We start from the raw sequence: 24,130 nt of genomic DNA, 5'->3' as shown, positions 1-24,130 counted from the left end.
ATTTACATCTTACTAAAATAAAACACAAATCTGCTAATGATTGTTCTTACTGGCTTGTGTGCCATCTTCAACTTCAAGTGGGGTTTTCGGTGGCCAGAAAAAGTCACTTGGTCGAGTTAGAAAATGAGTCATCACCAATTTAGCCAGGGGTTTCCATTGTTCAAATCTTACGCGACGAGCCCGTAGTGCCACAATAATTGTTAACGTGAAACTGACGAATAAGTTAGTCAGACCGATCAGAATAACCCCTAAGAATGACACAATGATTAAGCCAATGTCTGGTGAACCATTGATATTGATGAGGCCTTGAATGAAGTTGGCCGAGGCGAAGGCGATATGGCGAATATCTAAAGGTAAACCAAAAATAAATCCAATCGTTCCCATACTGCCCAGCATGATCCCGAATAAGAAGTTACCTGCTAAAGCACCTAAGTTTCGCTCAATGTAAGCGGCAAGCTTATCCAGTCTCTCTTGACCCATAATGCGTTTTAACTTTGGATGTGCTTGAATCCGTGGTCCAACTTTGCGATAGATCGCCATGTTGTCAAAGTATCCAGCAAGCAAACCTGATAAAAACAAACATACCCCAGCAATCGCAGCATGTGGCACAGCCAGTGAGGTAAATGGATTGAGGTCGTGTAAGGTTTTAGCTGCTTTTGCATGGTTCATTAATGGCTCATGTAAAGCCATGTCCCAACTTAATGCGATCAATGCTGCAACAGGAATCGCAATACTGATGTTGCCTAAGATTGCAATAAACTGGGTTCGAATGATGTTAATAATTAGCGCGGCAAGTTCGGCAATCTGCGCCATTTTCGAGCCTTTACGATGCTGAACCGTCGAGGCAAGGGCGGCAGCTGTCATCGCAGGCTGTTTAGTGGCAACAGTAAAATGTAAGACATGAATCAGCATAAAGCCGAAAGAGTAGTTCAGACTATATGAAATGGCTTGCATGAGCGGTGCCATGCTGACACGGGCCATCAGCACTTTTAAAGTTGCCATACATGCAATGATCACACCGGCACCTGCCGCAGATCGGTACATGCTCATAAAGCCTTGTTTGTCCGTACTTACATAGTGTTCGCCGGTTTTACTTGCGTTTTCGGTGACTTGTAGGGCAACCAATTCACTATTGGTGGCGAGCAAATCGCGCACACTGCGCTCGCTATAAATCGCTGACGTCACATCACTGAGTAAACTACCCATAGACACATAGCGGACATCATCTTCTTCAACAATCAGGTTGAGTAAGATTTCTAAGCGATCTAAACACTGTTCTAAAAGCGACAATAAGTAAGTCAGGCTGACACTTACACCAATTCGTTTGGTCGCACGCCGAATCTTCAGCACCACATCACGACATTGTTCCAGCATTACCAACGCTTGAGAAGCATCTGGCGGTAGCACAGCACTCATTTCTTCAGCACTTTGATGGAGCTTTTTATACTGCTGAATAAAATCGTTTATTTCGCGGTTTTGCACCAAAAAAGGTGATTCATATTCGGTCAGTTCAGGCTGTGCATTAATAAATTCAGGATATAAGCCAATACCACTTACCCGATAGGACAAAACGGTAATGGCTTTAATTAACTCACGGCGAATTTTCTTTTTTTCTTCCTGATTGCTATGACCTTGGTTAAACAATCGAAAGAGCTGCATCCATTGCTGATCATCAATACTGTCCAGCCAATATTTGTCGCTATGACGATAAAAAACTCGACGGACTAAATCTTGTAATTGAGTTTCGTCATTGATCAGAGGAAGAAAATGTGCGCCAAGACGTTGGAACAGTTGTCCCCAAAAACCATCGAGAGACAAAATACCCGTGTCCGCATATAAACTGGTTTGTTTATATCGGCTAATGAGTTTTAGGACAAAGCTTTGCAAGGTAGAGGCTGCATCTGGCGTGATGAGTAAAGCTTGGATGAAAGCCTGAAATTTTTTCTTAATTTCGTCAGTATTTTTTGTATCTTCTGGTCGAATTCGGTTGACCAATTCGATCAGCAAGTTTTCATCCAGCACAGCCCGAGGGGTATCGAGCTGTTGCTGCATGGTCAAAAAGATATCATTCAGTTTTATATGCATAGGCAATGGGAATTACGAGGAATATTGTTAATTATTGAATTCGGTGTAATGCCAAGTTTGCGAGGTTGATTAAAGCTTGACGATATTCAGTATCTGGTAGCGCTGCTAAAGCGGCTAGTGCTGCCTCAGTTTCTTCAGTCGCTCGTTGGCTACAATAATCAAGTGCCCCAGAGCTTTGTACAATCTGAATAACACGCTCTAAATCTGCCGTACCACCTGTGGCAATACTGCGGCGAATAATGTCATGTTCTTCGCCAGTGGTATTCTTTAAGGCCGAGATTAAAGGTAAAGTTGGTTTACCTTCCATCAAATCATCACCAATATTTTTACCTAATGTTTCAGCATCTGAGGTGTAATCTAAAATATCGTCAATAATTTGAAAGGCATTTCCAAAGTGTCCGGCAAATTTTCTAAGAGGTTCACGGTACTCTGGTGTACCCGTCAAAATCGCTGCACCTTCGGTAGCGAGCTCAAATAAACGTGATGTTTTGCCGTGAATAATATCTAAATAGGTTTGTTCAGTAGTTTCAGGTTGGTGCTGTGATTGAAGTTGTAAAACTTCACCTTCAGCAATTTCACAGGTACCCGTTGAAAAGTCTTTGAGTAAAACTTTGCTGTCTAGATCCACCAATAAATCAAAAGCGCGAGAAATCAAAAAATCACCCACAAGTACGGCAGTTTGATTATTCCATGTCGCATTTGCTGTTGGGCGGCCACGGCGTAAACCCGATTCATCGACTACGTCGTCATGAACCAAGGTTGCGGTATGTAGCATTTCTATAATTGCTGCAAGTTTACGGTGTTTTTCTAAATCTTCTGCGCCACATGCCTTTGCTGCAAGTAAGCACATAATGGGACGCATGCGTTTACCGCCTGCTTCAACCACATGTTTACTGACTGCCATGACCAAGGCAACTTTAGACGTGATCCCTTCATTAATAAATTTGTCCATCGCAGCAAAGTCAGTAGCAACAGGCGCGAGAATATCTTGCTTAAAGTCGATGGTCATATGAAGAGAAACCTCAATAATTTTTGAATTACAGACGTAGTGTAGCAATTTGTTATATGAATAACAGATAAGAACTTACTCAATTGACTTAATCTTAAGTGATTTTTTTCATCAAGCGGAAGTATTGTACTTATTTTTTAACAGACTTTTATCTTTAGCATGTTGTTTGAACAGCATGTTGTTGATGTCAGTCCAGTGTATATTAGCGAATTGTTGCTAAAAATCTATGTTAAACCTTGCCAAAAGCATGATAAGTGAAATAGAGCACTCATTTTAATGGTTTTAATGACACTGTTTATATAATAAACGCATACTCATCTAATATTTTACGGAAATGACTTGTTGTTTTTTGGGTTATCCCTTAAAATCTTTGCCTTTGCGAAACCCCAGTGACGATCGTTTTAAGATCGGTATATCCCTTTACCGGCACGACAACACGGGCATGTTTGGAGTACTTAAATGTACGCAGTAATCCAAAGCGGTGGTAAACAACACCGTGTAGTTGAGGGTGAAACCCTTAAAGTAGAATTATTGAAAGCTGAAACTGGCTCAACTGTTACTTTTGATGACGTGTTGATGCTTGTTAACGGTGACAGCATTCAAATTGGTGCACCAGTAGTAGCTGGCGCTAAAGTAACTGCTGAAGTAGTTAGCCATGGTCGTCACGACAAAATCCGCATCATCAAAATGCGTCGTCGTAAACACTATCGTAAACAACAAGGTCACCGTCAATGGTTCACTGAGTTGAAAATTACAGCTATTTCAGGCTAATTACGAGGAGTAAGTAGACATGGCAACTAAAAAAGCCGGTGGTTCGACTAAAAACGGTCGTGACTCGAACCCAAAAATGTTGGGTGTTAAAATCTACGGCGGTCAATCTGTGACTGCTGGTAACATCATCGTTCGTCAACGTGGTACTGAATTCCACGCTGGTGTAAATGTAGGTATGGGCCGTGACCATACTTTATTTGCAACCGCTGACGGCGTTGTGAAATTCGAAGTGAAAGGCCAATTCGGTCGTCGCTACGTATCTGTTGAAGCGTAAGCTTTAATAGAAAAAAACCCGCATTTTTTGCGGGTTTTTTTTCGTCCGAAGAATATGTGAAGTATTTTTTTAGATTGTTACAAACGATGTATAAATCAATAAATCACCATAAATAGTGACTTAAATCACAAAATATAAAGAGTGTAATAGAGGAGCATAAATACTAAAAAAGGATAAGGACATGAATAAAATCTTGAATACAGTTTTTATCAATGCTGACTATCAGAAAAGGAATTGTCCTGATAAAAGCCGACAAATTGCATTTGAAAAGACGCTAGGACTTGGTGAAACAACTTCAATCGCTATTAAAGCTATACCAAAATTACTTGCTGTGAGTATTTTACTTTCTCTAGGTTCAATTGCATGGGCTGGTGGGAGTGGCTCGTCATATCCTGAGCATACTTGTAATCGTTGCAATAGTGGTATTCCTGGGCCAGTAGGGCCAATAGGTCCTCAAGGTCCTGCTGGTGAAAAAGGTGATACCGGAGCAGTAGGCGCTACAGGTGCTACTGGTAAAGATGGATTAAATGGCCGAGACGGCATCGATGGTAAGGATGGGTTGAACGGTCTGAATGGCAGCAATGGTTTAGATGGTGCAAGTGCTTATCAAGTTGCGGTGAACAATGGTTATGAAGGTAATGAAGACCAATGGCTAGAAAGTCTACGTGGTGCAGTTGGCGCACAAGGGCTAACCGGTGAAAATGGTTTCAGTGCATATGAACTTGCGATAAAAAATGGATTTGTCGGTACTGAAGTTGAATGGTTGTTGAGCTTAAAAGGAACAGATCCGTACATTAAAATACAATCAAACGTTGCCAATACAGCACCTAAACCAACTGCGAATGGACAAGATGCGATTGTAGTCGGTGCAGGTAATAAAGCTGATGGTAATCAGTCTATTGCCCTCGGTGTAAACAATACAGTCAGTGGTGATGGATCTGGTGCTGTAGGTTCAAATAACACAGTCACAGGTAATAATACCTATGTGGTTGGTAACAATATCAACACATCGGCAAATAATGCTGTTGTACTAGGCAATGGTTCAAGCTCTGACCGCAATAATACGGTTTCCGTTGGCTCGGCTGGTGCAGAGCGGCAAATTATCCATGTGGCAGCTGGTACGGCAGACACCGATGCAGTGAATGTGAAACAAATGCGTCAAGCAGATCTAGAAGTGCTAAATAGTTCAAAAGCATATACAGATCAGCATGGGGCAAATGTACTCAATCAAGCCAATAGCTATACCAACCAACGTGTGAATGAATTGAACCATAATTTCAATAAATTTAAAGATAATGTTTATGGTGCTGTTGCTTCAAGTATTGCAATCGCCTCCTTACCACAACCCACAGATGCTGGATACAACATGTTTAGCGTAGGTATGGGGACTTGGGAAGGTTCACAAGGCTATGCAGTAGGTTTTAGTGGAGTAACTGAGAGCAATAAATATGTTTATAAATTGGCTGCAACAGGAAACTCTGAAGGTGACTTTGGCGCTGGTGCATCGATCGGTTGGCAATGGAAATAACTCAATATTGGAATGTTAAAATTGCTAAATCATAGTTTAATTATTTGAAAGGCATTTGAGTCAAATCAAGTGCCTTTTTACTTTATATTTCTCCATCATGATGAATAAAAAACAGCAATTTGCATTAATAACCATACAAAACTTCTTATTTTCTCTAAATTTAGTCAATGAAAGTGGTTTAAGATGGAGCCATCTAACAAATTGCGTTGATGCAAATATAAAAGGTGAATCTATGAAAATGCTTCGTAAAACCATCTGTGCTATGGCATTAGGTGCAGCGACACTGGCACCGGTTATGAGTACGACAGTATTCGCGGCACCAGTTGCAGCGTCGGAGCAGCAGGCAACTGCCAATTTGGTGAAACAATTATCGGGTATTAAAAGTTTTACTGCTAACTTTCAGCAAACTACAAAAGTGACCAACCCGAAAGCCACTCAAAAGAAAGGTTTAAGTGCGCAGCATATGAACCAGACTTTTACTGGGGTAATGAAAGTTCAGCGTCCGGGTAAATTCTATTGGGAAACAACCAGCCCATCTAAGCAAACCATTGCGACTACAGGTAAAACAGTTTGGATCTATGACCCAGACCTACAACAAGCAGTACGCCAAAGCTTAGATGACCAAGTTGCGAATACGCCTGCATTATTATTGTCGGGTAATACGGCTCAAATCATGAAGTCTTATCGTATTACACAGCCAAATAAGACAAAAACTTATTACACCTTATATCCAAAAAGTGATGATGGCGTATTTCAAAGCTTAACCATTAGTTTTGGTGCGAAAAATGCACCAACCTTAATGATTCTCCAAGACTCATTAGGTCAAACAACAAATGTACGTTTCAATAATGTGAAGGTGAATGCGTCTATTCCAGCGTCAACCTTTAACTTTGTACCTCCAAAAGGTACGGACATTATTGATCAATAATTCTCATGAACGAAAAAAAGCAGACATCGGTCTGCTTTTTTTATGGAGAAATGTAAAGCAAGCAAGCTGAATTTAAGTGAAATTTAGTAGTATGCTGATATTCGCAGGTTGCTTAAATGAAGTGACTTGTGGTTTTGACTGTTGCTATAGGGAATTTTGGGATGAAAAAAAATCATATGAATAATATAGCTTGGGCTGTTTCAGCTGTGGTTTTAATTGGGTCATTAACGGCCTGTCATCCTCGAAATGAACCTGTTGAAGGTGCAACGACGGAACAGAAGCCAGTGGTCGTCGCTGATGCGATTCCACTTATTCAATCGAAATCTGTTGCGATGCAATTGCCGAAAGCACAAGCTTGCGATGCGGAAGGTTGTACCCAATATACGATTCAAACGGTTGAAACCAATGTTGATTGGATTAATCAATATTTTACTGACCGAATTAAAAAGGCAGATCCGATTGCATTTTCAACTGAGCCGAATCAAAAAATTGATTTATCGGACAAGACGGATGCAGGCTTAAGTCAAAGTACCACTTCTGTTCGATACATTAGTCAGTGGGGGCATATTGCAACTTTTGCGATCGAAAGCTATACCTATGCAGCGCATGCTGCTCACGGCATGTCTCATGTCGAATATGTCAATTTTGATTTAAAAGCCAAAAAACGTTTGGCTTTACAAGATGTCTTGGTCAAAGGTGCAGATGCGAAAGTGATTAGCGCATTATTTGATGCCAACTATATGTGGTTAGATAGTCACGATATTGAACGTTCAAAACTACAATTAAGCGATAATTTTTATTATGGCGCGAACGGGATCGTATTTGCTTATCCGCTGTATGAATTGGCGAGCTACGCAGAGGGCATGCCTGAGCTAAAACTTCCATATTTTATGGCTAAAGGGCTATTTAAACCTGAATATTTACCAAGTTTGCCAAATTACGAAACCAAATAAGACAATTTGCAGCAAGATTATTGGTCTAATAAGGGGCAGCTGTAAGCTCGGTCACTGTATTTTTGAGTGTTAAGAGCTTACACTATAGCCAGTTTTTTTCTTTACTTAAGATTGGCTATGATCGACCCGAAATTACTCAGAAATAATATTGAGGCTGTAAACTTAGCCTTAGCAAAACGTGGTGTTCAACTCAACGTAGCAGAGTGGGCAGACCTTGAAGCTCGCCGTAAGGAAATTCAGTCTAAAACTGAGTCGTTACAAGCTGAACGTAATGCTGGTGCAAAACAAGTTGGTCAAATTAAAAAAGCTGGCGGTGATGCATCTGAAATCATGGCACGTATGTCTGCCATTGGTGATGAAATTAAAGCGGCAGAACTCGCACTTTCTGACCTTCAGGCTGAACTCGAAGCCAAATCTTTATCGATTCCAAATTTACCTCATGAGTCTGTGCCAGAAGGTAAAGACGAAAATGACAATGTTGAAGTTCTAAAATGGGGTACACCACGTCAGTTTGATTTTGAAGTCAAAGACCATACTGATCTTGGTGAAATGATGGGTGGTTTAGAATTTGAAACCGCAACTAAATTGACAGGTACTCGTTTTAGCGTACTCAAAGGCCCATTGGCGCGTTTACAACGTGCAATTACCCAATTTATGTTAAATACACATACCTTGGAAAATGGCTATACCGAAGCTTATGTACCTTATTTGGTTAATGCAGACTCTTTACGTGGTACAGGCCAATTGCCTAAATTTGAAGAAGATTTATTTAAACTTCAAGGCGAAAAAGAATACTACCTGATTCCTACTGCAGAAGTGCCTGTAACCAACTTCGTGCGTGACGAAATCATTGACCCAGAACGTTTGCCATTAAAATATGCAGCGCATACACCATGTTTCCGTAGTGAAGCAGGTTCGTATGGTCGTGATACGCGTGGCTTAATTCGTCAGCATCAATTCGACAAAGTTGAAATGGTTCAAATTGTAAAACCTGAAACGTCAATGGAAGCATTGGAACAGTTAACAGGTCATGCTGAAGGAATCTTGCAAGCGCTTGGTTTACCATACCGTAAAGTCGTGCTTTGCGGCGGCGACATGGGCTTTGGTGCAATCAAAACGTATGATTTAGAAGTTTGGGTACCAAGTCAAAATACCTACCGTGAAATTTCATCTTGCTCATGCATGGGTGACTTCCAAGCACGCCGCATGAAAGCGCGTTACCGTGCTGACCAAAAGAAAACTGAGTTTGTGCACACGCTGAATGGCTCAGGTTTGGCCGTTGGCCGTACTTTACTTGCCGTGATGGAAAACTATCAACGTGCAGACGGTTCAATTGAAATTCCAGCAGTACTTCGTCCATATATGGGCGGTGCTGAATTTATCGATTAATAGTCGATAAAGTGCATATATTTGTGCACAAAAATTGCTTAAGACAATCAGATTTAAACTATTGAGGTCGTGTGTGGATATCTTTCCAATCTCTTTGAAGTTGCAGCAGCAACCTTGTCTGATTGTTGGTGGTGGTCGAATTGCATATCGAAAGGCTGTGCTGCTTGCAAAAGCGGGCGCTCAGCTGACAGTTTGCTCACCTGAAATTGAAGATGATTTATTGAGCTTGGTTAATAAAACCCAAGGTCAATATCTCAACTCGATTTATCACGAATCGGTTTATCAAGAAAATGCCATTGCGCTGCGTCAGTTTCGTTTAGTGATTGCAGCAACCAATGACAAAGCTGTCAATCAGGCGGTATTTGAAGCCTGCGAAGCTGAAAATGTCTTGGTCAATAGTGTTGATGATCCGCCGCATTGCCGTTTTATGGTTCCTGCGATTATTAACCGTTCTCCGCTGGTCATCTCCGTTGCATCCAATGGCACATCGCCAGTACTCTCGCGTCAAATACGCACCCAGTTAGAAAGCTCAATACCGCATGGCATGGGCAAACTGGCTGAGTTCTCAGGTAAGTGGCGCGCAGCCGTTAAATCCAAAATCGTCAATCCAGATGAACGCCGTATTTTTTGGGAAGACTTGTATGCAAGTCCGCTCAAAGAGCAGGTATTTAATGACAATTTGACCGAAGCCAATCGTTTGATTGAACAGGCCATATTGGAATGGAAACAGCCGAAAGGCGAGGTGTATTTGGTGGGTGCAGGGCCGGGTGATCCTGAACTGCTGACCTTAAAAGCCCTGCGTTTAATGCAGCAAGCGGATGTGGTGATCTATGACCGTTTGGTTTCTCAGCCGATTATGGACCTCTGCCGCCGTGACGCTGAAAAAATTTACGTAGGTAAAGCACGATCTAATCATGCTGTTCCGCAAGAAGGCATCAATGCCTTACTGGTGAAATATGCAAGTGAAGGCAAACGTGTCTGCCGTTTAAAAGGCGGAGATCCATTCATCTTTGGCCGCGGCGGTGAAGAAATTCAGGAACTTTTTGCGGCAGGCGTTGCCTTCCAAGTCGTTCCAGGGATTACTGCTGCATCTGGTTGTTCGGCTTATGCAGGGATTCCTTTAACGCATCGTGATTATGCGCAAAGTGTACGCTTCCTGACAGGCCATCTGAAAGAAGGTTCGCCTGAGCTGCCTTGGAATGAGTTGGTTTATCAAAATCAAACGCTTGTGCTGTATATGGGCTTGGTCGGTCTAGAAAAAATTTGTGAGAAACTCATCGCGCATGGGCAGCGTTCAGACATGCCTGTCGCATTGGTTTCTAAAGGGACGACACCTGAACAAACAGTCGTGGTCGGGACATTGGCAGATATTGCATCTAAAGTCAGTGAATACCAAATTCAGGCGCCTACATTGACGATTATTGGTGATGTGGTGAGTCTGCGTGAACAGCTTCAATGGCTGGATTGATGGATGGCCTATTATTTTGCTGGCTATTATTTGTTGCGGCTTAAACAGCATGCATTATTGAACAGGGCTAATCAATTTATTCGTACTTGCAGTTCTTGCATTAATGATCATTTGATTAGCGATTGGTCTTATTCATGCGTTAAAAATGCACATTTTAAAATAGAAGATGTACAAAGCCAGTTTAATTTGTCTAATTTGCAATTGAGTAACTTGCGGAAGTGGGCTGATCAACATAGTTTGCAAGATCAGGTTGGTTGGATCAGCCTCTTTTACGATATTGAAACTGCTTTAGAATATAAGCATAAATTCTTTGAGCATTGTCAAAATGTTCACTTATTATCAATGTATATTGATGAAGAATATAGACAGGATATTCTTGAAATTTATAAACCTGCTTTTCCTAATATAGGAGAGGTCGGCCTTTATGCATGTTTGAAGAAGGTAATTGTTGAACCTGAAGATACAAATGAATTACTTTTAGGCTATGACTATATTGGCATAGAACCTTGTGGAGATTTTCACAGTTTTCATTGTCACCATCTTGCAGATAGGCTTTGTGAGAAATTCAATTTAGAACTTAATTACAATAATTTATTTGATGATTCTTCAAGACAGTCTGAAATTGAAGATTTTCTAAATGATGAATCGTCAGGACTTGAAGCAGTCCCATGGGGGATTGCAAAAGTGAAGTTGGTCAAATCTTGGTAAATATGTATTTATCAAACAATTTAATATAGAGAAAATACGTGATACATGTTGTTTTATACGAGCCAGAAATTCCTGCAAATACAGGGAATATCATTCGTTTATGTGCCAATACTGGAGCGCAGTTGCATTTGGTCAAGCCATTAGGTTTTGAGCTGGATGATAAAAAACTTCGCCGCGCAGGTTTGGATTATCATGAATGGGCACACATGAAAGTGTGGGAAAACTTTGAAGAATGCCTTGCGGGCTTAAAAGCGCAAGGTATTGAGATGGATGCCATTTATCCATTAACCACCAAAGGTTTTGAAACACCGCATACCTCTGATTTAAACCGTCCTGTAGCATTGTTGATGGGGCCAGAAACACGTGGTTTGCCAGAAGATGTCCGTATGATGTTCCCGAAAGAACATTGGATTCGCCTACCGATGGCACCAAATTCACGCAGTTTAAACTTGTCTAATGCTACTGCTGTGATTTTATATGAAGCTTGGCGTCAGCAAAACTTTAAAGAATTGGTCTAAGTGTGATCTGTTCAAAAAGCCGCTCTGTCGAGAGGTTTTTTATTGGGAGTGAGCACAGTGAACCATTTACAGCAATGAAGTTTTGTAAAATAAGGGCTTAATAACTTCAGCATCAATATAAAAATGTGTATAAGAACACTGTGAAGAAATAAAACGGGTACTTAAAACTTGAAATCTATAAATTTAAAAGCTTTTGGTGTCGTGATTGCGACCGGATTCATTTCATCAGTGAGTTGGGCTAATCCAACCGTATCAAACACAACGGAACAGACACCAGTCACCGTCACTGCAACTACAGAAAATGTTCCAGTTGTACCGAAGGTTGAGGTGATTAAGCCTTTTACTAAGGCTGAAGTACAACAGGGCATGCTGGAAATGCAGCAAAGACAAAATCAGCGTATTGAGGAATGGGGAAAAACACTAAAAGCCGACGATTTTGAGCGTACTTGGTATGGTGGTCGCCAATTGAAAAAAGCAAAGCGTCAGGAAGTATGTGGACTATATCAAGGCTTAGTCAATGAAACATACAGCTTGGCTCAAAAAAATAAAGCGCGTCTTAGCGTTGCTGATCAACAGCTAGTAGCAGATAGAAATCAATTTATTCAAAGTTTGGGATATGAAAAAAATATCGTAGATACCAAGATGGGTTTTAACTGCCGCTTAAAATAAGTGGTTTGTTGAAACCCTTTTGATCTATCTGAATGATCAATGTCCTTGATTCCGAAACATCAAGGACATGGAAAAGCTCGAGATACCTCATGAATTAATCAATTAAATTAAAGTCACTCAGTTCTGTTTGTAGATGTTTTGGATTATTTGCAAACAGCAGTTGACCGCTGGTGTATAACCAACCGAGTTGACCTTGCTGCTGAAGACGTTTCAGTAAGACGTCGTTAAATGTCGACGTTGCAAAGACAGTTTCACTAAAGACTTTAAACTCACCGACATTAGTGTTTTCGCTGTCTTTCATAAACAGCATGCCGTTTTTGGTGGTTGAACTCATATCTAAAGCACGGCTGACTAAGCGGTAACCGTCTTTAGCTTGCTCATCAATCAACTCCTGTAATTTTAAGCTGCGCTCTACACTATTGCTGCCGGTTGGGTAAGTTTTATAGCGATAGCTGTAAGTGCCATGGTGTGCGCTGCTATTTATACAGGTTGCAACTTTAGGACTGTTTTGATTGCCGTTCAGAATTTCAGGACGAAAACCTGTGAAATAGCTTTTGAATTGAATAATACGGCAGCCTTGGGCACCCAGTGTATTGAGCATAGTTTCCAGTTGCACTGGGTCTACGAGCGGGGAAACATAGCCGCTGTCATAGGTGTATGTTGCGGTATCATTTTCCTTCTTAATAAAATAATCTTTGAAATTCAGGGCATTGGTTGGTCTGACGCTATGCAGGTATTGATAGCCTGATTTGCCTTTTTCGTTTAACTGATTACGCCATGTAAAATAAATGTCAGCGGTAGAGGGTGCTGTACGATCTGCCACAACATGATTGAAACGCGTATTTTCATTGGCAAGTTTCATGTAGCTATTAACATTGCCATTGTCCAAAGTTTTAGAATCATAACCAATTAACTTATAACCACTTTGTCCCATTGTATTAAGCTGAGCCAAGAAGTTCACTGTGTCGGTGGTATTAATAAAACTCTCAGACTTAAAGTCTGCAGTTGTGATTTTGGCTTTCGGTTTTAAATTAGTGAAGAATTCATTGGAGTTTTTTGTATAGCAGCGGCTGTCCTTGAGTGGGTCAGTAATTAGACCGCGTTGCATGATGATATAGCTTGGATTTGAAATCGTCGCGTTGATCACGCAGAAAGAATGATTATTTAAAAAAGTTAAGACACGGTTGCTCGTCGCGCCACCTCTGACTGGTTGAAACTTAATCGCATGATATTCAAAGTTATTTAGAGCTGCAGCAGGCTGTATTTCACTCATAACCATGTCATGAAGTAATTGATAGCGTTTGGAAATAAATTCACCGCTGCAGGTTTTGCTTGAACTATTGTGTACCGCATATTTTAGTTCTTCGTTCAGTGTACTGACTGAATTTTCACTGGTTTTATGAATTGAAATTTGTGGTAAATCGCAATTACTGTTACCGAGGGCAGAGTTCCCTTGAATCCATTCACCTGTGAATTTATCCGCTACAGTTGTTGGCGTTGGCGTTGGCGTTGGCGTTGGCGTTGGCGTTGGCGTTGGCGTTGGCGTAGGTGTAGGTGTAGGTGTAGGTGTAGGTGTCGCGCCACCATCATTGGAGCTTGATCCACCACAGCCCACCAATGTCGTAAATACAGCAGCGATAATGCTGATTTTGTGATTATTATTCATGACTAGTGCTCAATAGAGTGAAGTTGTTATGTACGGCTGATGCAGTTGTATAAACTTTTAAAATCTAGATTTATTGAACAAGGTGTGACTCAATCCAGCCATTGCCATGTTCTGTAGTGACTTCGATCAAACCTGTTTTAGTCATGTTTCCCGCAAAAATAATATCTGCATTTTTTGACAGTTTATTAATGACTTGGCTCGATTTATCGGCAGTTTGATAAAGCGGTAGATTATTAATTTTAGGTCGGAGTTGCTGTCCCATGCTGAAACCATTTGCAGCATAACTTGAGTTAGTCGTGGCCCGACTACCTGTCCATTCTTTTGCGGTATTCGATACTTCTTTGGATGTTTCATTAAATTGATTCAGCGTATTTCTTAAATCACGCATGGTATCGGCAAAACCTGCATATACCGGTATTGAAGCTAAAGACAGACTGCTAACGATGACTAAATGACGAATTTTCATGAACTTTCTCCTTTACTTTGTTATGTCATTCCGCATGAGTTTTGTCGGATTCATAACATTCGCGGTGTTTAAATAATTATAAAATGCGAAAATTTAGCATTTTTAAAATAGATCATTTATACTTCACTTGTAAAGAGGGTGGAGTGGTGAAGATGAATGTAGAAAGCCAGAGTGAACATCTAAAGCAAAGTAAAAATTGGTATCAGTCCTTACCGGCGGAATGGCAAAATTGGTTGAATGAAAATATTGAAAATGGTTGCGATGTACAGAAAATAAGTCTAATTTTACAATCACATGGATTAAGCCCAAGGGTGGATCAATACTTATTTTCTGAAGATGAACAACTTTCAGAACAGCTGCAAAATGAACTTTTGGACTACAGTCTTGAGGGCTTAGAGACAGTTGAAATTTTAGAAAAAATTAAGCAAAAAAATATTTCAAATCATTTGATCATTCAGTTTTTAAAGCATGTAAACAATAACGTAATTTTTAAAAAACTGAAGCAACTACAGCAACAGCAGAATAAACAGCGTTGGCTATTGCAAGTGATGGGTCAATTAAATCAATTGAACAACCACAGTACATCCACAATCGATAGCATAGAAACACCTGATTTTGAAACATTTATAGAGCGGTATTATAGCCAGATGCGACCGGTCATTTTAAAAGGTGGGATGCAACATTGGCCTGCATTGCATAAATGGAGTCCTGAATATTTTGCACAGCATTTTGAAAATGAGTTGGTTGAAGTCCAGATGCATCGTGAGCAGTATCAAGATTTTGAAAAAAAATCGGTACAGCTGAAACGCATTATTTTGATGCAAGATTTTGTCGCACAAATCAAAGCCACTAAGCGTAGCAATGACATTTATTTAACTGCGAATAACGCCGCTCAAAATAAGCAGTTCATGCAAAAGATAAGTGAAGATCTAGGTGACTTCGCCAAAGGTTATTGTCAAAAAGAGATCAAAGATCGACATTTTTTATGGTTTGGTCCTGCAGGCACATTTACGCCACTGCATTATGACTTAACCAATAATATGTTGGCACAAATCTATGGACGTAAGAAAGTGACTTTGATTCCTGCATGGCAAATGCCGTATATGTATAACGATCATTGGGTATTCAGTCAGGTTTCAGACGTCGTAAAGGCTGATCTAGCAGCCTATCCACTGTTAGAAAACGTGACGCCGTTTGAGTGCATTTTGCAGCCAGGGGAAACCTTATTTATCCCAATTGGTTGGTGGCATAGTGTTGAAAGTTTAGATATGTCGATCAGTGTTTCTTTTACGCATTTTAATGTAAATAATCATTTTTTTACTGAATATCCTCAAGATCTCATCAGATAAAAATTGTGAAGTAGATTAAACAATGCGAAAATTTCACTTATGCAGTCTAATTTTCATGGCAATTCAATGAGCAAACTTCTCACTAATGAGGCAGATCAAAATTTACAGCAAGTATTGGTGCTGATGAATGAGCTGAGCCAATGGCTGATTCGCTCAGGTGTGGGATATACCGAGTTTACTGCTGCATTGAAACCGGTTTTTTTCCAACAAGCTGTACAAGAGTTAGAGCGTATCGATCAAAAACCGACGATTTCCGCGATCAGTTTACTTTCTGGCCTACACCGTAAAGACGTGACTGCTTATAAAGAAGTGATTTCTGAAGGTAAGGATTTGACCGAAGCGACTGTTTCGGAGCCGATTAGTGTGCCATCACGTGTGATGGGTTTGTGGCTTGCAGAAGGTTGGGGGGATTCTTTACCATTTAGCAGTGAGTCAGAAAATAGCTTTGAAATGCTGGTGAAAAGAATTTCAACAGAACGTCATCCGCGTTCAGTACTCAACGAGCTTATAAGGCTTGAAATTGCGACAGAAAAAGATGGGCAGATATATTTACAACAGCGTCGTTTTATTCCTGATCCTTCGCAGTTAGAAGCACGTAAAATTTTAACACGAAATGTTCAAGCGCATTTAGAAGCGGGTTTGCATAATTTATTGAATCCTGATGAAATACCTTACTTAGAACAAGCCATTTGTGCTGACGAATTAACAGAAGAATCGATTAATAAATTACATGAAATGAGCTTAGAGCTTTGGCAGAAATACTCACTACAACTTTTAAAACTTGCCGCGGAGCGTTGCGCAATGGATGACGGGAATCCTGAAGCAAATCGTGCATTTCGCTTTGGAGTTTATCAACATGATGCGAAAATTAAATTTTAAGACTTTAACCCTTTGTGGCTTGATCAGCGTTTTAGCGGGTTGTGACATAGAGTTTTTTCGAAGTGGTGGGGTTACAATTGAAGGTACAGGTGATCCAATCATTGATATCGGTCATGCAGGGGATGGCCGCGGAACAATTATCTTGGGGACACGATATTTAGAGTTTTCAGCTTCCGTGCAGGATTCTTGTTATGGCGTGGAACGTAAATTAGCCTTCCTCAATCCATTTGATCGTCAGTCGATTGACACAAAAACGTATGTAGAAATACCTGCTGCCCAAGCGGATCTTAATTCGCAAAATGTTCAATTGATCTTAAAAAATACCAATAGCGTACCAGTCACCATTCATTTGCAATGTGATATGCCATTAACCATGCAATTATTCGAGCAGGTTAGACCATATTTTCCAAAACAAGTATGTGATACACCTATAGATATCAAACTCTATCCACAACAACAGCATATATTTGAAGCAGCTGTAAATTTAGAGACTGTTGAAGATGGTATATGGTCACACGGTGATGGAGCATCGGTTGAATTAAAAGGCAATACACCAGACAAGTGTGAAGAAATTTCAATTCAATTTCAGCAATCTAGAAAATCCATACAACCTTAATTGGTATATTTAAAACAAAAAAGGCGCTTTAAGCGCCTTTTTTGTTTAGAGATAAACTTGATTAGAATTTATCATCAAATTCGTTATGTTGCGGCGCAGGGTGTTTAAAACCTTTGGTTTTGTATGCTAAATAACCAACACCAATAACAGCCCAAGCTAGTCCTAGTTTAAGTGCCATCTCATCAATTTCTAACCACATTAGGAATACACTGGCAAAACCAAGTGTAGGAATAATCACATAGTTAATGATTTCCTTTAATGATTTAGTTCTTCCATCACGTAATGCATAACGTGAAATTACAGAAAAATTGACAAAACTGAATGCAGTTAATGCACCAAAGCTGATTAGGTTAACAATATGCTCAAGATCAAGGAAACCCGCAGTAAGTGCAACTACACCAACAATTAAAATATTATAAGTTGGTGTGTGGAGTTTAGGGCTAATATGACCAAAAATCTTTTTGTTAATCACACCATCACGGCCCATGACATACATTAAGCGTGATACACCCGCATGTGCCGAAATACCTGAAGCAAGAACGGCGATAACTGCAAAATAGAGCACTAGATTTTTGAATGCAATACCAGTAATTGCGGTTAAAATTGTTGTGTTGCCAAGCGCTTCCAGCATTACCGGTTGTGATTCATCCAATGGATTAAAATACAAATTTGCATTGCTAGGGAAAAATAGCTGGATAAAATATGTGCTGACAATAAATATAATGCCGGCAATTAATGCGGTTGAGAAAATTGCTTTAGGCAAGGTTTTTTCAGCATCTTTGGTTTCTTCTGCCAATGAACTTAATGCGTCAAAACCTGTGAAAGAAAAACACAAAATTGTCGCACCGCCAATTAAAGCACCAATCGTGGTCATTTCATTCCAAAAAGGAGCAAGTGACCAAAGTCCAGCTTTATCTGGATTTAAAGTGCCATCTGCATAAACACCTTGGGTAAGGAGTAAGTAAACTTCATAAACAAAGTAGAAGATTACCCCTAACTGTACGAACACTATAGTACTGTTAAAGCGAGCGACAAAACGTGAACCAAATAAATTGATGACCGTCATAATTACAGTCAATCCAATTACCCAAATCCAGTTATTTACATCTGGGAATAAGGCTCTTAGATAAATATCTGCCAAGATAATGTTGACGAGAGGTGAAAGTAAATAATCTAGCCAAGATGACCAGCCAACCATGAAGCCAACGTTTGGGTGAATGGATTTTTGAGCATAGGTATACGCCGAACCCGATGATGGATAGCGGCGGATCATATGTCCATAACTGATTGATGTTAAAAGAATGGCCACAAGTGCAAAAATATAAGAAGTTGGGACATGTCCTTGACTTCCGTCTGATACCAAGCCAAAAGTATCAAATAAGGTTAGAGGCTGAATATATGCCAGACCAATAATGATGATATGCCACAGCACAAGATTTTTTTTCAGTTTTGCTGCAGATTGAGTCCCAGAGTAATTTGTCAACGGCGTTATCCTCTTATCGTTGATCAAGGATCAGTCATATTCTAAGGATCGTTTGAGACGAACGATCCCCCCTACGTTTTAAAACAAAAGTGCGCCAATCTACTCCAAATTGGTACATTTTGTCAGTAACTTTGAAATTATTTTTAGCAGAAATTATGCCAGTTTGATTAAAAAATAACTGATATTGCGTTCTGCAAGTGAAAAGCCCGATGTTTAAAAAAACATCAGGCTTAATTTTTCGCTATATTCGCTTATTTTTCAGCAATTACCAAGCTTTTTTTAGAATAGTTTTGAGGTCTTCTAAGCTGGCTTCTTTAGGATTATAAATAATCGATCCATCATTCAGTGCTTTCTCTGCCACTTCATCTAATTGAGCTTCAGTCACTTTACCTGTTTCACTCAAAGTACGTGGTAATTTGGTCAAACTAAACAAGCGGTCACGCATGGCTAAAAGCGTTGAAATAGCTTTTTCAGCGCGGAGGTTGGCCGGTGTTTGTGCATAAATATCAGGACCAGCCAGTGGTAATAGCAATTCAGCAATCTTATCGCCATTCACTTCTTTGTTGTATTCCAACACATACGGCAAGAATAAGTTCATGCATAAGCCGTGGGGCAGGTGAGCGACTGCACCCAGCGCATGACCTAATGAATGCACTAAACCGACCATTGAGTTCGAAAATGCAATTCCTGCCATCGTAGAGGCTTGTGCAAGTTCTAAGCGCCCATGTGCATCGCTGGTATTATCTAATACACCAAATAAGCTATTGCTAATTTTCTTGATTGCGGCAGTTGCATAGGCATCTGAAATCGGGTTCGCCGCCATGCACGTATAGGCTTCAATGGCATGCGTCATCGCATCCATCGCTGTCATTGCTGTAAGATGAGGCGGCAAAGTTTGCGTCATACGTGGGTCAAGAATTGCTGCATGTGGCATCAAATAATTCGATGCAAAAGCCATTTTAACATTCTTTTCAGGGTCAGAAACCACAGCGACCATAGTCACTTCTGAACCTGTCCCTGAGGTTGTTGGAATCACAAAAAATGGTTTTAAAGGTTTAGGTAAGTTGTGCGCACCTGAGTATTTCAGTAAGTCATCACCACCTTCAGATACCAAGATGTTGGTTGCTTTAGAGGTATCAATCACTGAACCGCCACCGACGGCAATAATGGCATCACATTGGTTGTCGCGGTAAAGTTGAGCCGCTTTACGTACGGTTTCTAGACTTGAGTCTGGCGGAACATCATCAAAAATATAGCCAATCACCGTCTCGGTACTTTCAAATGCCGCTTCAATCGGTGCAAGTAATTGATTACTGCGAACGCCTTTGTCAGTAATGATCATGGGGCGTTTAGCACCTAAAGTAGACAGTTCGAATGGAATGTGTTCTAAAGCAGCATGGCCAGCAATCACTTTTACAGGACAGAAAAATTCGTAATATGGTTTAGCCATGTGTTATGCGCTCCGTTTTAAATAAGACTGGGCTACTTTTAAATAAATATTTGCAGCACCGCTCAGTTTTTCTTTTAGGCTTAAATGTGTTGGATATTCTTTGACAGCCAATTCAGCCACCAATTTAGGTAAAATTAACGCTTCCATTTTGTTGAGACAACGCACCAGTCGGATGGCATAAGACAAATCACCATCGGCGATCATGCGGTCATTGGCAAAGGCTTGTGCGGTACTTTCTTGAAATGAGAAGACCAAAAAGGCATGATTCAAATGCTTAAACGTAATGGTTAAGTCAGGCTTTTGAGTGCCGGGTGTGAGGAGTTTGAGTTGATGGTCTTCCGTGACTTGCGCGACAAATGCAGCACCATTAGGAAAAACATTCATAGATAAAATAAAATTAACTGGAAATTTAGCAACTTCTTGTTTAATTTCTTCATCGACCTGGCTCGCCATGACCAGACCTCTGCCAATCACATCCATCATGAGTTTGACATAGGCCTGCTGGAGCGCGGGTTTAACGGATTTAGTTGCAATCACGTGTACATCCCTTATCTATAATTATTAATTTAGAGCTTTTACTCTAAATTATTTTATTTGAGAAAGCAAAGTCTTTTATAGTTGTTTGACTGTTACGTCTTTAAAGTAACCACTGTTTTTCAAAGTATCAATGATATCGACGCATAAGTTTTCAAATTTAGGGTAATCTTGCACCAAATCTTGTATACGAACCATTTCTAATCCAGCATAGCCACATGGATTAATGGTATGAAAACCAAATAGATCACAATCGATATTCAGTGCCAAACCGTGATAACTGCGGCCTTTACGAATTTTAAAACCGAGAGAACCAATTTTGCGTTCTGCAACATAAACACCGGGTGCATCAGGCTTGGCATAAGCGTCGATGCCGTACTTTTTCAGCAGTTCGATCATCAAGTTTTCTGCATAGGAAACCAGCGTACGCACGTTCCAACCTAAGCGATTTAAGTCAAACATGAAATAAGCGACCAACTGACCCGGTCCATGCCAAGTGACTTGTCCACCACGGTCTGTTTGTACCACAGGGATGTTACTTTGCACCAAAATATGTTCAGGTTTGCCAGCTTGCCCCTGAGTTAATACATCGGGATGTTGCAATATCCACAGCTCATCAGGTGAGTTTTCATCTCGCTGTTCAGTGAGAGTTTTCATCTCTAAAAAGCGGTCTGCATAAGGGGTAAGGTGGTTATATTGACGAATGATTAATTCGGGTTTTTGAACAGTTTCAGTCACGTATTTCGTGTCCTTTTCTATCAAAGTCATGTATGGATTATAATGAATTAGACGTACAAAAGGGGGGTTAAATACTGAATTACTTGAGGGTATTACTATTATACTTAGACATAAAAAACACGCTCGAAAGCGTGCTTTTTTATTTAAATCAACAGAATTACAGCGCGGTACGAATGTGTTTACAAGCTGCTAAATCCGCATAGACCGCATGTACTTGTTCTAACTCTTCGAAACGTAATTGAGCAGTAATTGAATGATATTTACCTGTACGAGATGGAGTCACAGTCATTTTACTGCCATCAAAATCAGGAAAATGTTTAACAAAAATTTCATTCACTGCAAGGCGAAGTTCTTCACCTGCATTACCAATCAATTTAATAGGGTAGTCCATAGGGAAGACCCAAAGATGCTCTTGCAATTCACGTGAAGGAGCGCGATTAGTCATATCAGTCATGGGACACCTCATTATTTAAAAATACCTGCAATGAGCAGGTATTTGGAATTATTTGCTACATGCTCATAATATGGGGCGGAAAACCCCATATTCAAGCCTGCATTGTCCTAGTTATAGGTTAATCATTCTCAAGGAATGAACGCAGATGTTCTGAGCGTGAAGGATGACGTAATTTACGCAATGCTTTCGCTTCAATCTGACGAATACGTTCACGTGTTACGTCAAACTGTTTACCCACTTCTTCCAAGGTATGGTCGGTTGGCATATCGATACCGAAACGCATTTTCAAGACTTTCGCTTCACGTTCAGTCAAGTTTTCAAGAACTTCACGTGTTGCTTCTTTTAAGCCTTCTGACGTTGCAGCGTCAATAGGAGAGGTGATATTACCGTCTTCAATGAAGTCACCAAGATGCGAATCTTCATCATCACCAATTGGTGTTTCCATTGAAATTGGTTCTTTCGCGATTTTAAGCACTTTACGAACTTTCACTTCGTCCATTTCTAGACGTTCACCTAATTCTTCTGGTGTAGGTTCACGACCCATTTCTTGAAGAAGTTGGCGAGATACACGGTTGATCTTGTTAATGGTTTCGATCATGTGTACTGGAATACGAATAGTACGTGCTTGGTCGGCAATCGAACGCGTAATCGCCTGACGAATCCACCAAGTTGCATAAGTAGAGAATTTATAACCACGACGATACTCGAATTTATCCACCGCTTTCATCAAGCCAATGTTACCTTCTTGGATCAAGTCGAGGAATTGCAAACCACGGTTGGTGTATTTTTTCGCAATCGAAATTACCAAACGTAAGTTAGCTTCAACCATTTCCTTTTTCGCACGGCGAGCTTTCGCTTCACCAATCGACATACGTTTAGAAATGTCTTTGATGCCTTTAACATCTAAACCAAGTTCTTTCTCGATGTCAGCGATTTTTTGTTGGAATGCCAGAACGTCAGGGCGGACTTTTTCAAGATAGCCTTTCATTTCTGCAGGTGCTTTAGCAATTTGTTCATCTAACCAAGCAAAGTTAGATTCTTGACCTGGGAAAGACGTACGGAATTGAGTACGGTCCATACGACCACGACGTACTGCATAGCGCATAACTTCACGTTCAGAAGTACGGATTTGGTCATGGGTATTACGAATCAAATCAGAGATGATGTCGAATAAACGTGGTGTGAATTTGAACATCATGAACACAGTTGCAAGTGCTTCAAGTGCAGCAGCAGCTTCTTTACTGTTACGCCCATGTTTTTCAATTGCAGCTTTAGTGACTAACCATGCTTGTTCAAGCTCAGTGAAACGTGCTTTAGCAATTTCAGGATCTGGACCAGATTCGCCTTCAGAATCATCATCACCTTCAGACTCTTCTTCTTCATCGTCATCATCAAGTTTGACATCTTTAGTTGGCTTGTTGGTTGACGCTTCATCTTCATCGATCTCAGAATCATCTTCGTCGATCACTTCAGGGATGGCTTCGTCAGATTCTGGATCTAAATAACCAGAAAGAATATCAGCTAAACGGCGTTCACCCGCTTCATAATCTTTATATTCTTGCAATACAACTTCGACTGCATTTGGCCAATAAGCAATAGAATGTAAAACGTCACGAATACCTTCTTCGATGCGTTTTGCAATGCTAATTTCGCCTTCACGTGTCAAAAGCTCAACTGTACCCATTTCGCGCATATACATACGCACAGGGTCAGTGGTACGACCGGGTTCATTTTCAACAGATGCAAGTACAGCAGCGGCTTCTTCTTCAGCAACTTCGTCAGTCGCTTCGCTGCCACCTTCAAACATTGTATCGTCAGTTTCTGGTGCACGATCATGTACCGGAATACCCACGTCATTCAACATCTGAATGATGTCTTCAATCTGTTCACTTTCAGTGATTGAGTCCGGGAGATGATCGTTAACCTCGGCGAAAGTTAGGTAACCTTGCTCTTTGCCTCGGCTAATCAGAGCCGCTACTTGAGAAGTAGGGGAAGTCATATCGCTCATCTTTGCTTACTCTTCGTTGAATCTGTGGCAGTAAAAAACCGTGCATTTTAGCACGATCGTCTCATTAAATCTTGTTAATAGCTGGCTTATCCCATTAGGACGGTACAGCATCAAGCTGTCCAATGAGATATTAAAAATTTAAATTCAGTAATTTAGGTGGGGCTGAAATTGTTGTTTTCAAGTTCAT

The 24,130-nt window shown here is 40.5% G+C and carries 23 protein-coding genes; 13 read left to right on the top strand and 10 right to left on the bottom strand.

Going from position 1 to position 24,130, the window contains the following annotated elements; translation table 11 throughout:
• Positions 1-33: 33 nt before the first annotated feature.
• The gene (locus FTV38_RS06340; protein ID WP_078192207.1) at positions 34-2,085 is read right to left on the bottom strand and encodes a site-specific recombinase; all 2,052 of its coding nucleotides are present in this window, start codon (positions 2,083-2,085) and stop codon (positions 34-36) included.
• A gap of 31 nt (positions 2,086-2,116) precedes the next feature.
• Complete coding sequence (gene sdsA / locus FTV38_RS06335) at positions 2,117-3,094, bottom strand: All-trans-nonaprenyl-diphosphate synthase (RefSeq protein ID WP_078191391.1); 978 nt, start codon at positions 3,092-3,094, stop codon at positions 2,117-2,119.
• Positions 3,095-3,553: 459 nt separating this feature from the next.
• Between sdsA and rplU the strand changes: the two genes are divergently transcribed.
• From rplU to FTV38_RS06280, 10 genes are all read left to right on the top strand, one after another.
• Positions 3,554-3,865 (top strand): 50S ribosomal protein L21, encoded by a 312-nt coding sequence (gene rplU, locus FTV38_RS06330; protein WP_078191390.1) that lies wholly within the window; start codon positions 3,554-3,556, stop codon positions 3,863-3,865.
• A 19-nt stretch (positions 3,866-3,884) separates the two neighbouring features.
• Positions 3,885-4,139 carry a 50S ribosomal protein L27 gene (gene rpmA, locus FTV38_RS06325; RefSeq protein ID WP_067764378.1) on the top strand — a complete coding sequence of 85 codons (255 nt, stop codon included), beginning with the start codon at positions 3,885-3,887 and terminating at the stop codon, positions 4,137-4,139.
• Between the two features lie 181 nt (positions 4,140-4,320).
• The gene (locus tag FTV38_RS06315; RefSeq protein ID WP_218950255.1) at positions 4,321-5,667 is read left to right on the top strand and encodes a YadA-like family protein; all 1,347 of its coding nucleotides are present in this window, start codon (positions 4,321-4,323) and stop codon (positions 5,665-5,667) included.
• 232 nt (positions 5,668-5,899) lie between these two features.
• The gene (lolA, locus tag FTV38_RS06310) at positions 5,900-6,595 is read left to right on the top strand and encodes an outer membrane lipoprotein chaperone LolA (protein ID WP_180011509.1); all 696 of its coding nucleotides are present in this window, start codon (positions 5,900-5,902) and stop codon (positions 6,593-6,595) included.
• Positions 6,596-6,756: 161 nt separating this feature from the next.
• On the top strand, positions 6,757-7,548 hold the full coding sequence (locus FTV38_RS06305; RefSeq protein WP_180021965.1) for an RsiV family protein: 792 nt from the start codon (positions 6,757-6,759) through the stop codon (positions 7,546-7,548).
• Between the two features lie 117 nt (positions 7,549-7,665).
• Complete coding sequence (serS, locus tag FTV38_RS06300) at positions 7,666-8,937, top strand: serine--tRNA ligase (RefSeq protein ID WP_168378122.1); 1,272 nt, start codon at positions 7,666-7,668, stop codon at positions 8,935-8,937.
• Positions 8,938-9,010: 73 nt separating this feature from the next.
• Positions 9,011-10,405, top strand: coding sequence for a siroheme synthase CysG (gene cysG, locus FTV38_RS06295; RefSeq protein WP_180021964.1), 1,395 nt, complete (start codon positions 9,011-9,013; stop codon positions 10,403-10,405).
• A 3-nt stretch (positions 10,406-10,408) separates the two neighbouring features.
• Positions 10,409-11,113 carry a hypothetical protein gene (locus FTV38_RS06290; RefSeq protein ID WP_180007575.1) on the top strand — a complete coding sequence of 235 codons (705 nt, stop codon included), beginning with the start codon at positions 10,409-10,411 and terminating at the stop codon, positions 11,111-11,113.
• A 38-nt stretch (positions 11,114-11,151) separates the two neighbouring features.
• Positions 11,152-11,631 (top strand): tRNA (cytidine(34)-2'-O)-methyltransferase, encoded by a 480-nt coding sequence (locus FTV38_RS06285; protein ID WP_180021963.1) that lies wholly within the window; start codon positions 11,152-11,154, stop codon positions 11,629-11,631.
• 168 nt (positions 11,632-11,799) lie between these two features.
• Complete coding sequence (locus FTV38_RS06280) at positions 11,800-12,300, top strand: hypothetical protein (RefSeq protein WP_218950253.1); 501 nt, start codon at positions 11,800-11,802, stop codon at positions 12,298-12,300.
• A gap of 94 nt (positions 12,301-12,394) precedes the next feature.
• Here the strand turns inward: FTV38_RS06280 and FTV38_RS06275 are convergent, their stop codons facing one another.
• Positions 12,395-13,966 (bottom strand): PT dipeptide repeat lipoprotein, encoded by a 1,572-nt coding sequence (locus FTV38_RS06275; protein ID WP_180021962.1) that lies wholly within the window; start codon positions 13,964-13,966, stop codon positions 12,395-12,397.
• Positions 13,967-14,036: 70 nt separating this feature from the next.
• Positions 14,037-14,432, bottom strand: coding sequence for a hypothetical protein (locus FTV38_RS06270; RefSeq protein ID WP_078191381.1), 396 nt, complete (start codon positions 14,430-14,432; stop codon positions 14,037-14,039).
• Between the two features lie 152 nt (positions 14,433-14,584).
• Here FTV38_RS06270 and FTV38_RS06265 point away from each other — a divergent pair, with 152 nt between their 5' ends.
• The 3 genes from FTV38_RS06265 (at position 14,585) to FTV38_RS06255 (ending at position 17,276) form a co-directional block, all read left to right on the top strand.
• Complete coding sequence (locus FTV38_RS06265; RefSeq protein ID WP_180021961.1) at positions 14,585-15,781, top strand: cupin-like domain-containing protein; 1,197 nt, start codon at positions 14,585-14,587, stop codon at positions 15,779-15,781.
• 66 nt (positions 15,782-15,847) lie between these two features.
• The gene (locus FTV38_RS06260; RefSeq protein ID WP_180005061.1) at positions 15,848-16,660 is read left to right on the top strand and encodes a DUF6502 family protein; all 813 of its coding nucleotides are present in this window, start codon (positions 15,848-15,850) and stop codon (positions 16,658-16,660) included.
• Positions 16,638-17,276 carry a hypothetical protein gene (locus tag FTV38_RS06255; protein WP_180005060.1) on the top strand — a complete coding sequence of 213 codons (639 nt, stop codon included), beginning with the start codon at positions 16,638-16,640 and terminating at the stop codon, positions 17,274-17,276. Before FTV38_RS06260 ends, FTV38_RS06255 begins: the two co-directional genes overlap by 23 nt.
• Before the next feature lie 61 nt (positions 17,277-17,337).
• On the opposite strand, the gene FTV38_RS06250 is transcribed toward FTV38_RS06255, so the two are convergent.
• The 6 genes from FTV38_RS06250 to rpoD all read right to left on the bottom strand — a co-directional run bounded on the left by FTV38_RS06250 (position 17,338) and on the right by rpoD (position 23,943).
• Positions 17,338-18,759, bottom strand: coding sequence for an APC family permease (locus tag FTV38_RS06250; RefSeq protein WP_180005059.1), 1,422 nt, complete (start codon positions 18,757-18,759; stop codon positions 17,338-17,340).
• A gap of 265 nt (positions 18,760-19,024) precedes the next feature.
• The gene (locus FTV38_RS06245; RefSeq protein WP_111885299.1) at positions 19,025-20,209 is read right to left on the bottom strand and encodes an iron-containing alcohol dehydrogenase; all 1,185 of its coding nucleotides are present in this window, start codon (positions 20,207-20,209) and stop codon (positions 19,025-19,027) included.
• Between the two features lie 3 nt (positions 20,210-20,212).
• Positions 20,213-20,746, bottom strand: coding sequence for a hypothetical protein (locus FTV38_RS06240; RefSeq protein ID WP_180011534.1), 534 nt, complete (start codon positions 20,744-20,746; stop codon positions 20,213-20,215).
• A 75-nt stretch (positions 20,747-20,821) separates the two neighbouring features.
• Entirely contained in the window at positions 20,822-21,481 is a 660-nt protein-coding gene (gene lipB / locus FTV38_RS06235) for a lipoyl(octanoyl) transferase LipB (RefSeq protein WP_180183115.1), read from the bottom strand.
• Positions 21,482-21,638: 157 nt separating this feature from the next.
• Positions 21,639-21,926, bottom strand: a complete 288-nt coding sequence (locus tag FTV38_RS06230) for a YbeD family protein (protein ID WP_078191448.1) — start codon at positions 21,924-21,926, stop codon at positions 21,639-21,641.
• 127 nt (positions 21,927-22,053) lie between these two features.
• Positions 22,054-23,943, bottom strand: coding sequence for an RNA polymerase sigma factor RpoD (rpoD, locus tag FTV38_RS06225; protein WP_078192191.1), 1,890 nt, complete (start codon positions 23,941-23,943; stop codon positions 22,054-22,056).
• Between the last annotated feature and the right edge of the window lie 187 nt (positions 23,944-24,130).

The sequence above is a fragment of the Acinetobacter sp. YH16044 genome (assembly GCF_013417145.1).
GTDB lineage: Bacteria > Pseudomonadota > Gammaproteobacteria > Pseudomonadales > Moraxellaceae > Acinetobacter > Acinetobacter amyesii.
Note: the sequence above shows the minus strand (reverse complement) of the source record. Positions and strands in the feature narration are given on the sequence as shown.

Excerpts from the sequence above, each read along its gene's own strand:
- rplU (WP_078191390.1), top strand. The coding sequence starts at position 3,554 with ATGTACGCAGTAATCCAAAGCGGTGGTAAACAACACCGTGTAGTTGAG.
- FTV38_RS06275 (WP_180021962.1), bottom strand. The coding sequence starts at position 13,966 with ATGAATAATAATCACAAAATCAGCATTATCGCTGCTGTATTTACGACA.
- FTV38_RS06340 (WP_078192207.1), bottom strand. The coding sequence starts at position 2,085 with ATGCATATAAAACTGAATGATATCTTTTTGACCATGCAGCAACAGCTC.
- FTV38_RS06230 (WP_078191448.1), bottom strand. The coding sequence starts at position 21,926 with ATGACTAATCGCGCTCCTTCACGTGAATTGCAAGAGCATCTTTGGGTC.
- FTV38_RS06315 (WP_218950255.1), top strand. The coding sequence starts at position 4,321 with ATGAATAAAATCTTGAATACAGTTTTTATCAATGCTGACTATCAGAAA.
- FTV38_RS06245 (WP_111885299.1), bottom strand. The coding sequence starts at position 20,209 with ATGGCTAAACCATATTACGAATTTTTCTGTCCTGTAAAAGTGATTGCT.
- FTV38_RS06290 (WP_180007575.1), top strand. The coding sequence starts at position 10,409 with ATGGCCTATTATTTTGCTGGCTATTATTTGTTGCGGCTTAAACAGCAT.
- FTV38_RS06270 (WP_078191381.1), bottom strand. The coding sequence starts at position 14,432 with ATGAAAATTCGTCATTTAGTCATCGTTAGCAGTCTGTCTTTAGCTTCA.
- FTV38_RS06260 (WP_180005061.1), top strand. The coding sequence starts at position 15,848 with ATGAGCAAACTTCTCACTAATGAGGCAGATCAAAATTTACAGCAAGTA.
- FTV38_RS06265 (WP_180021961.1), top strand. The coding sequence starts at position 14,585 with ATGAATGTAGAAAGCCAGAGTGAACATCTAAAGCAAAGTAAAAATTGG.
- sdsA (WP_078191391.1), bottom strand. The coding sequence starts at position 3,094 with ATGACCATCGACTTTAAGCAAGATATTCTCGCGCCTGTTGCTACTGAC.
- rpmA (WP_067764378.1), top strand. The coding sequence starts at position 3,885 with ATGGCAACTAAAAAAGCCGGTGGTTCGACTAAAAACGGTCGTGACTCG.
- FTV38_RS06255 (WP_180005060.1), top strand. The coding sequence starts at position 16,638 with ATGATGCGAAAATTAAATTTTAAGACTTTAACCCTTTGTGGCTTGATC.
- rpoD (WP_078192191.1), bottom strand. The coding sequence starts at position 23,943 with ATGAGCGATATGACTTCCCCTACTTCTCAAGTAGCGGCTCTGATTAGC.
- serS (WP_168378122.1), top strand. The coding sequence starts at position 7,666 with ATGATCGACCCGAAATTACTCAGAAATAATATTGAGGCTGTAAACTTA.
- FTV38_RS06305 (WP_180021965.1), top strand. The coding sequence starts at position 6,757 with ATGAAAAAAAATCATATGAATAATATAGCTTGGGCTGTTTCAGCTGTG.
- lolA (WP_180011509.1), top strand. The coding sequence starts at position 5,900 with ATGAAAATGCTTCGTAAAACCATCTGTGCTATGGCATTAGGTGCAGCG.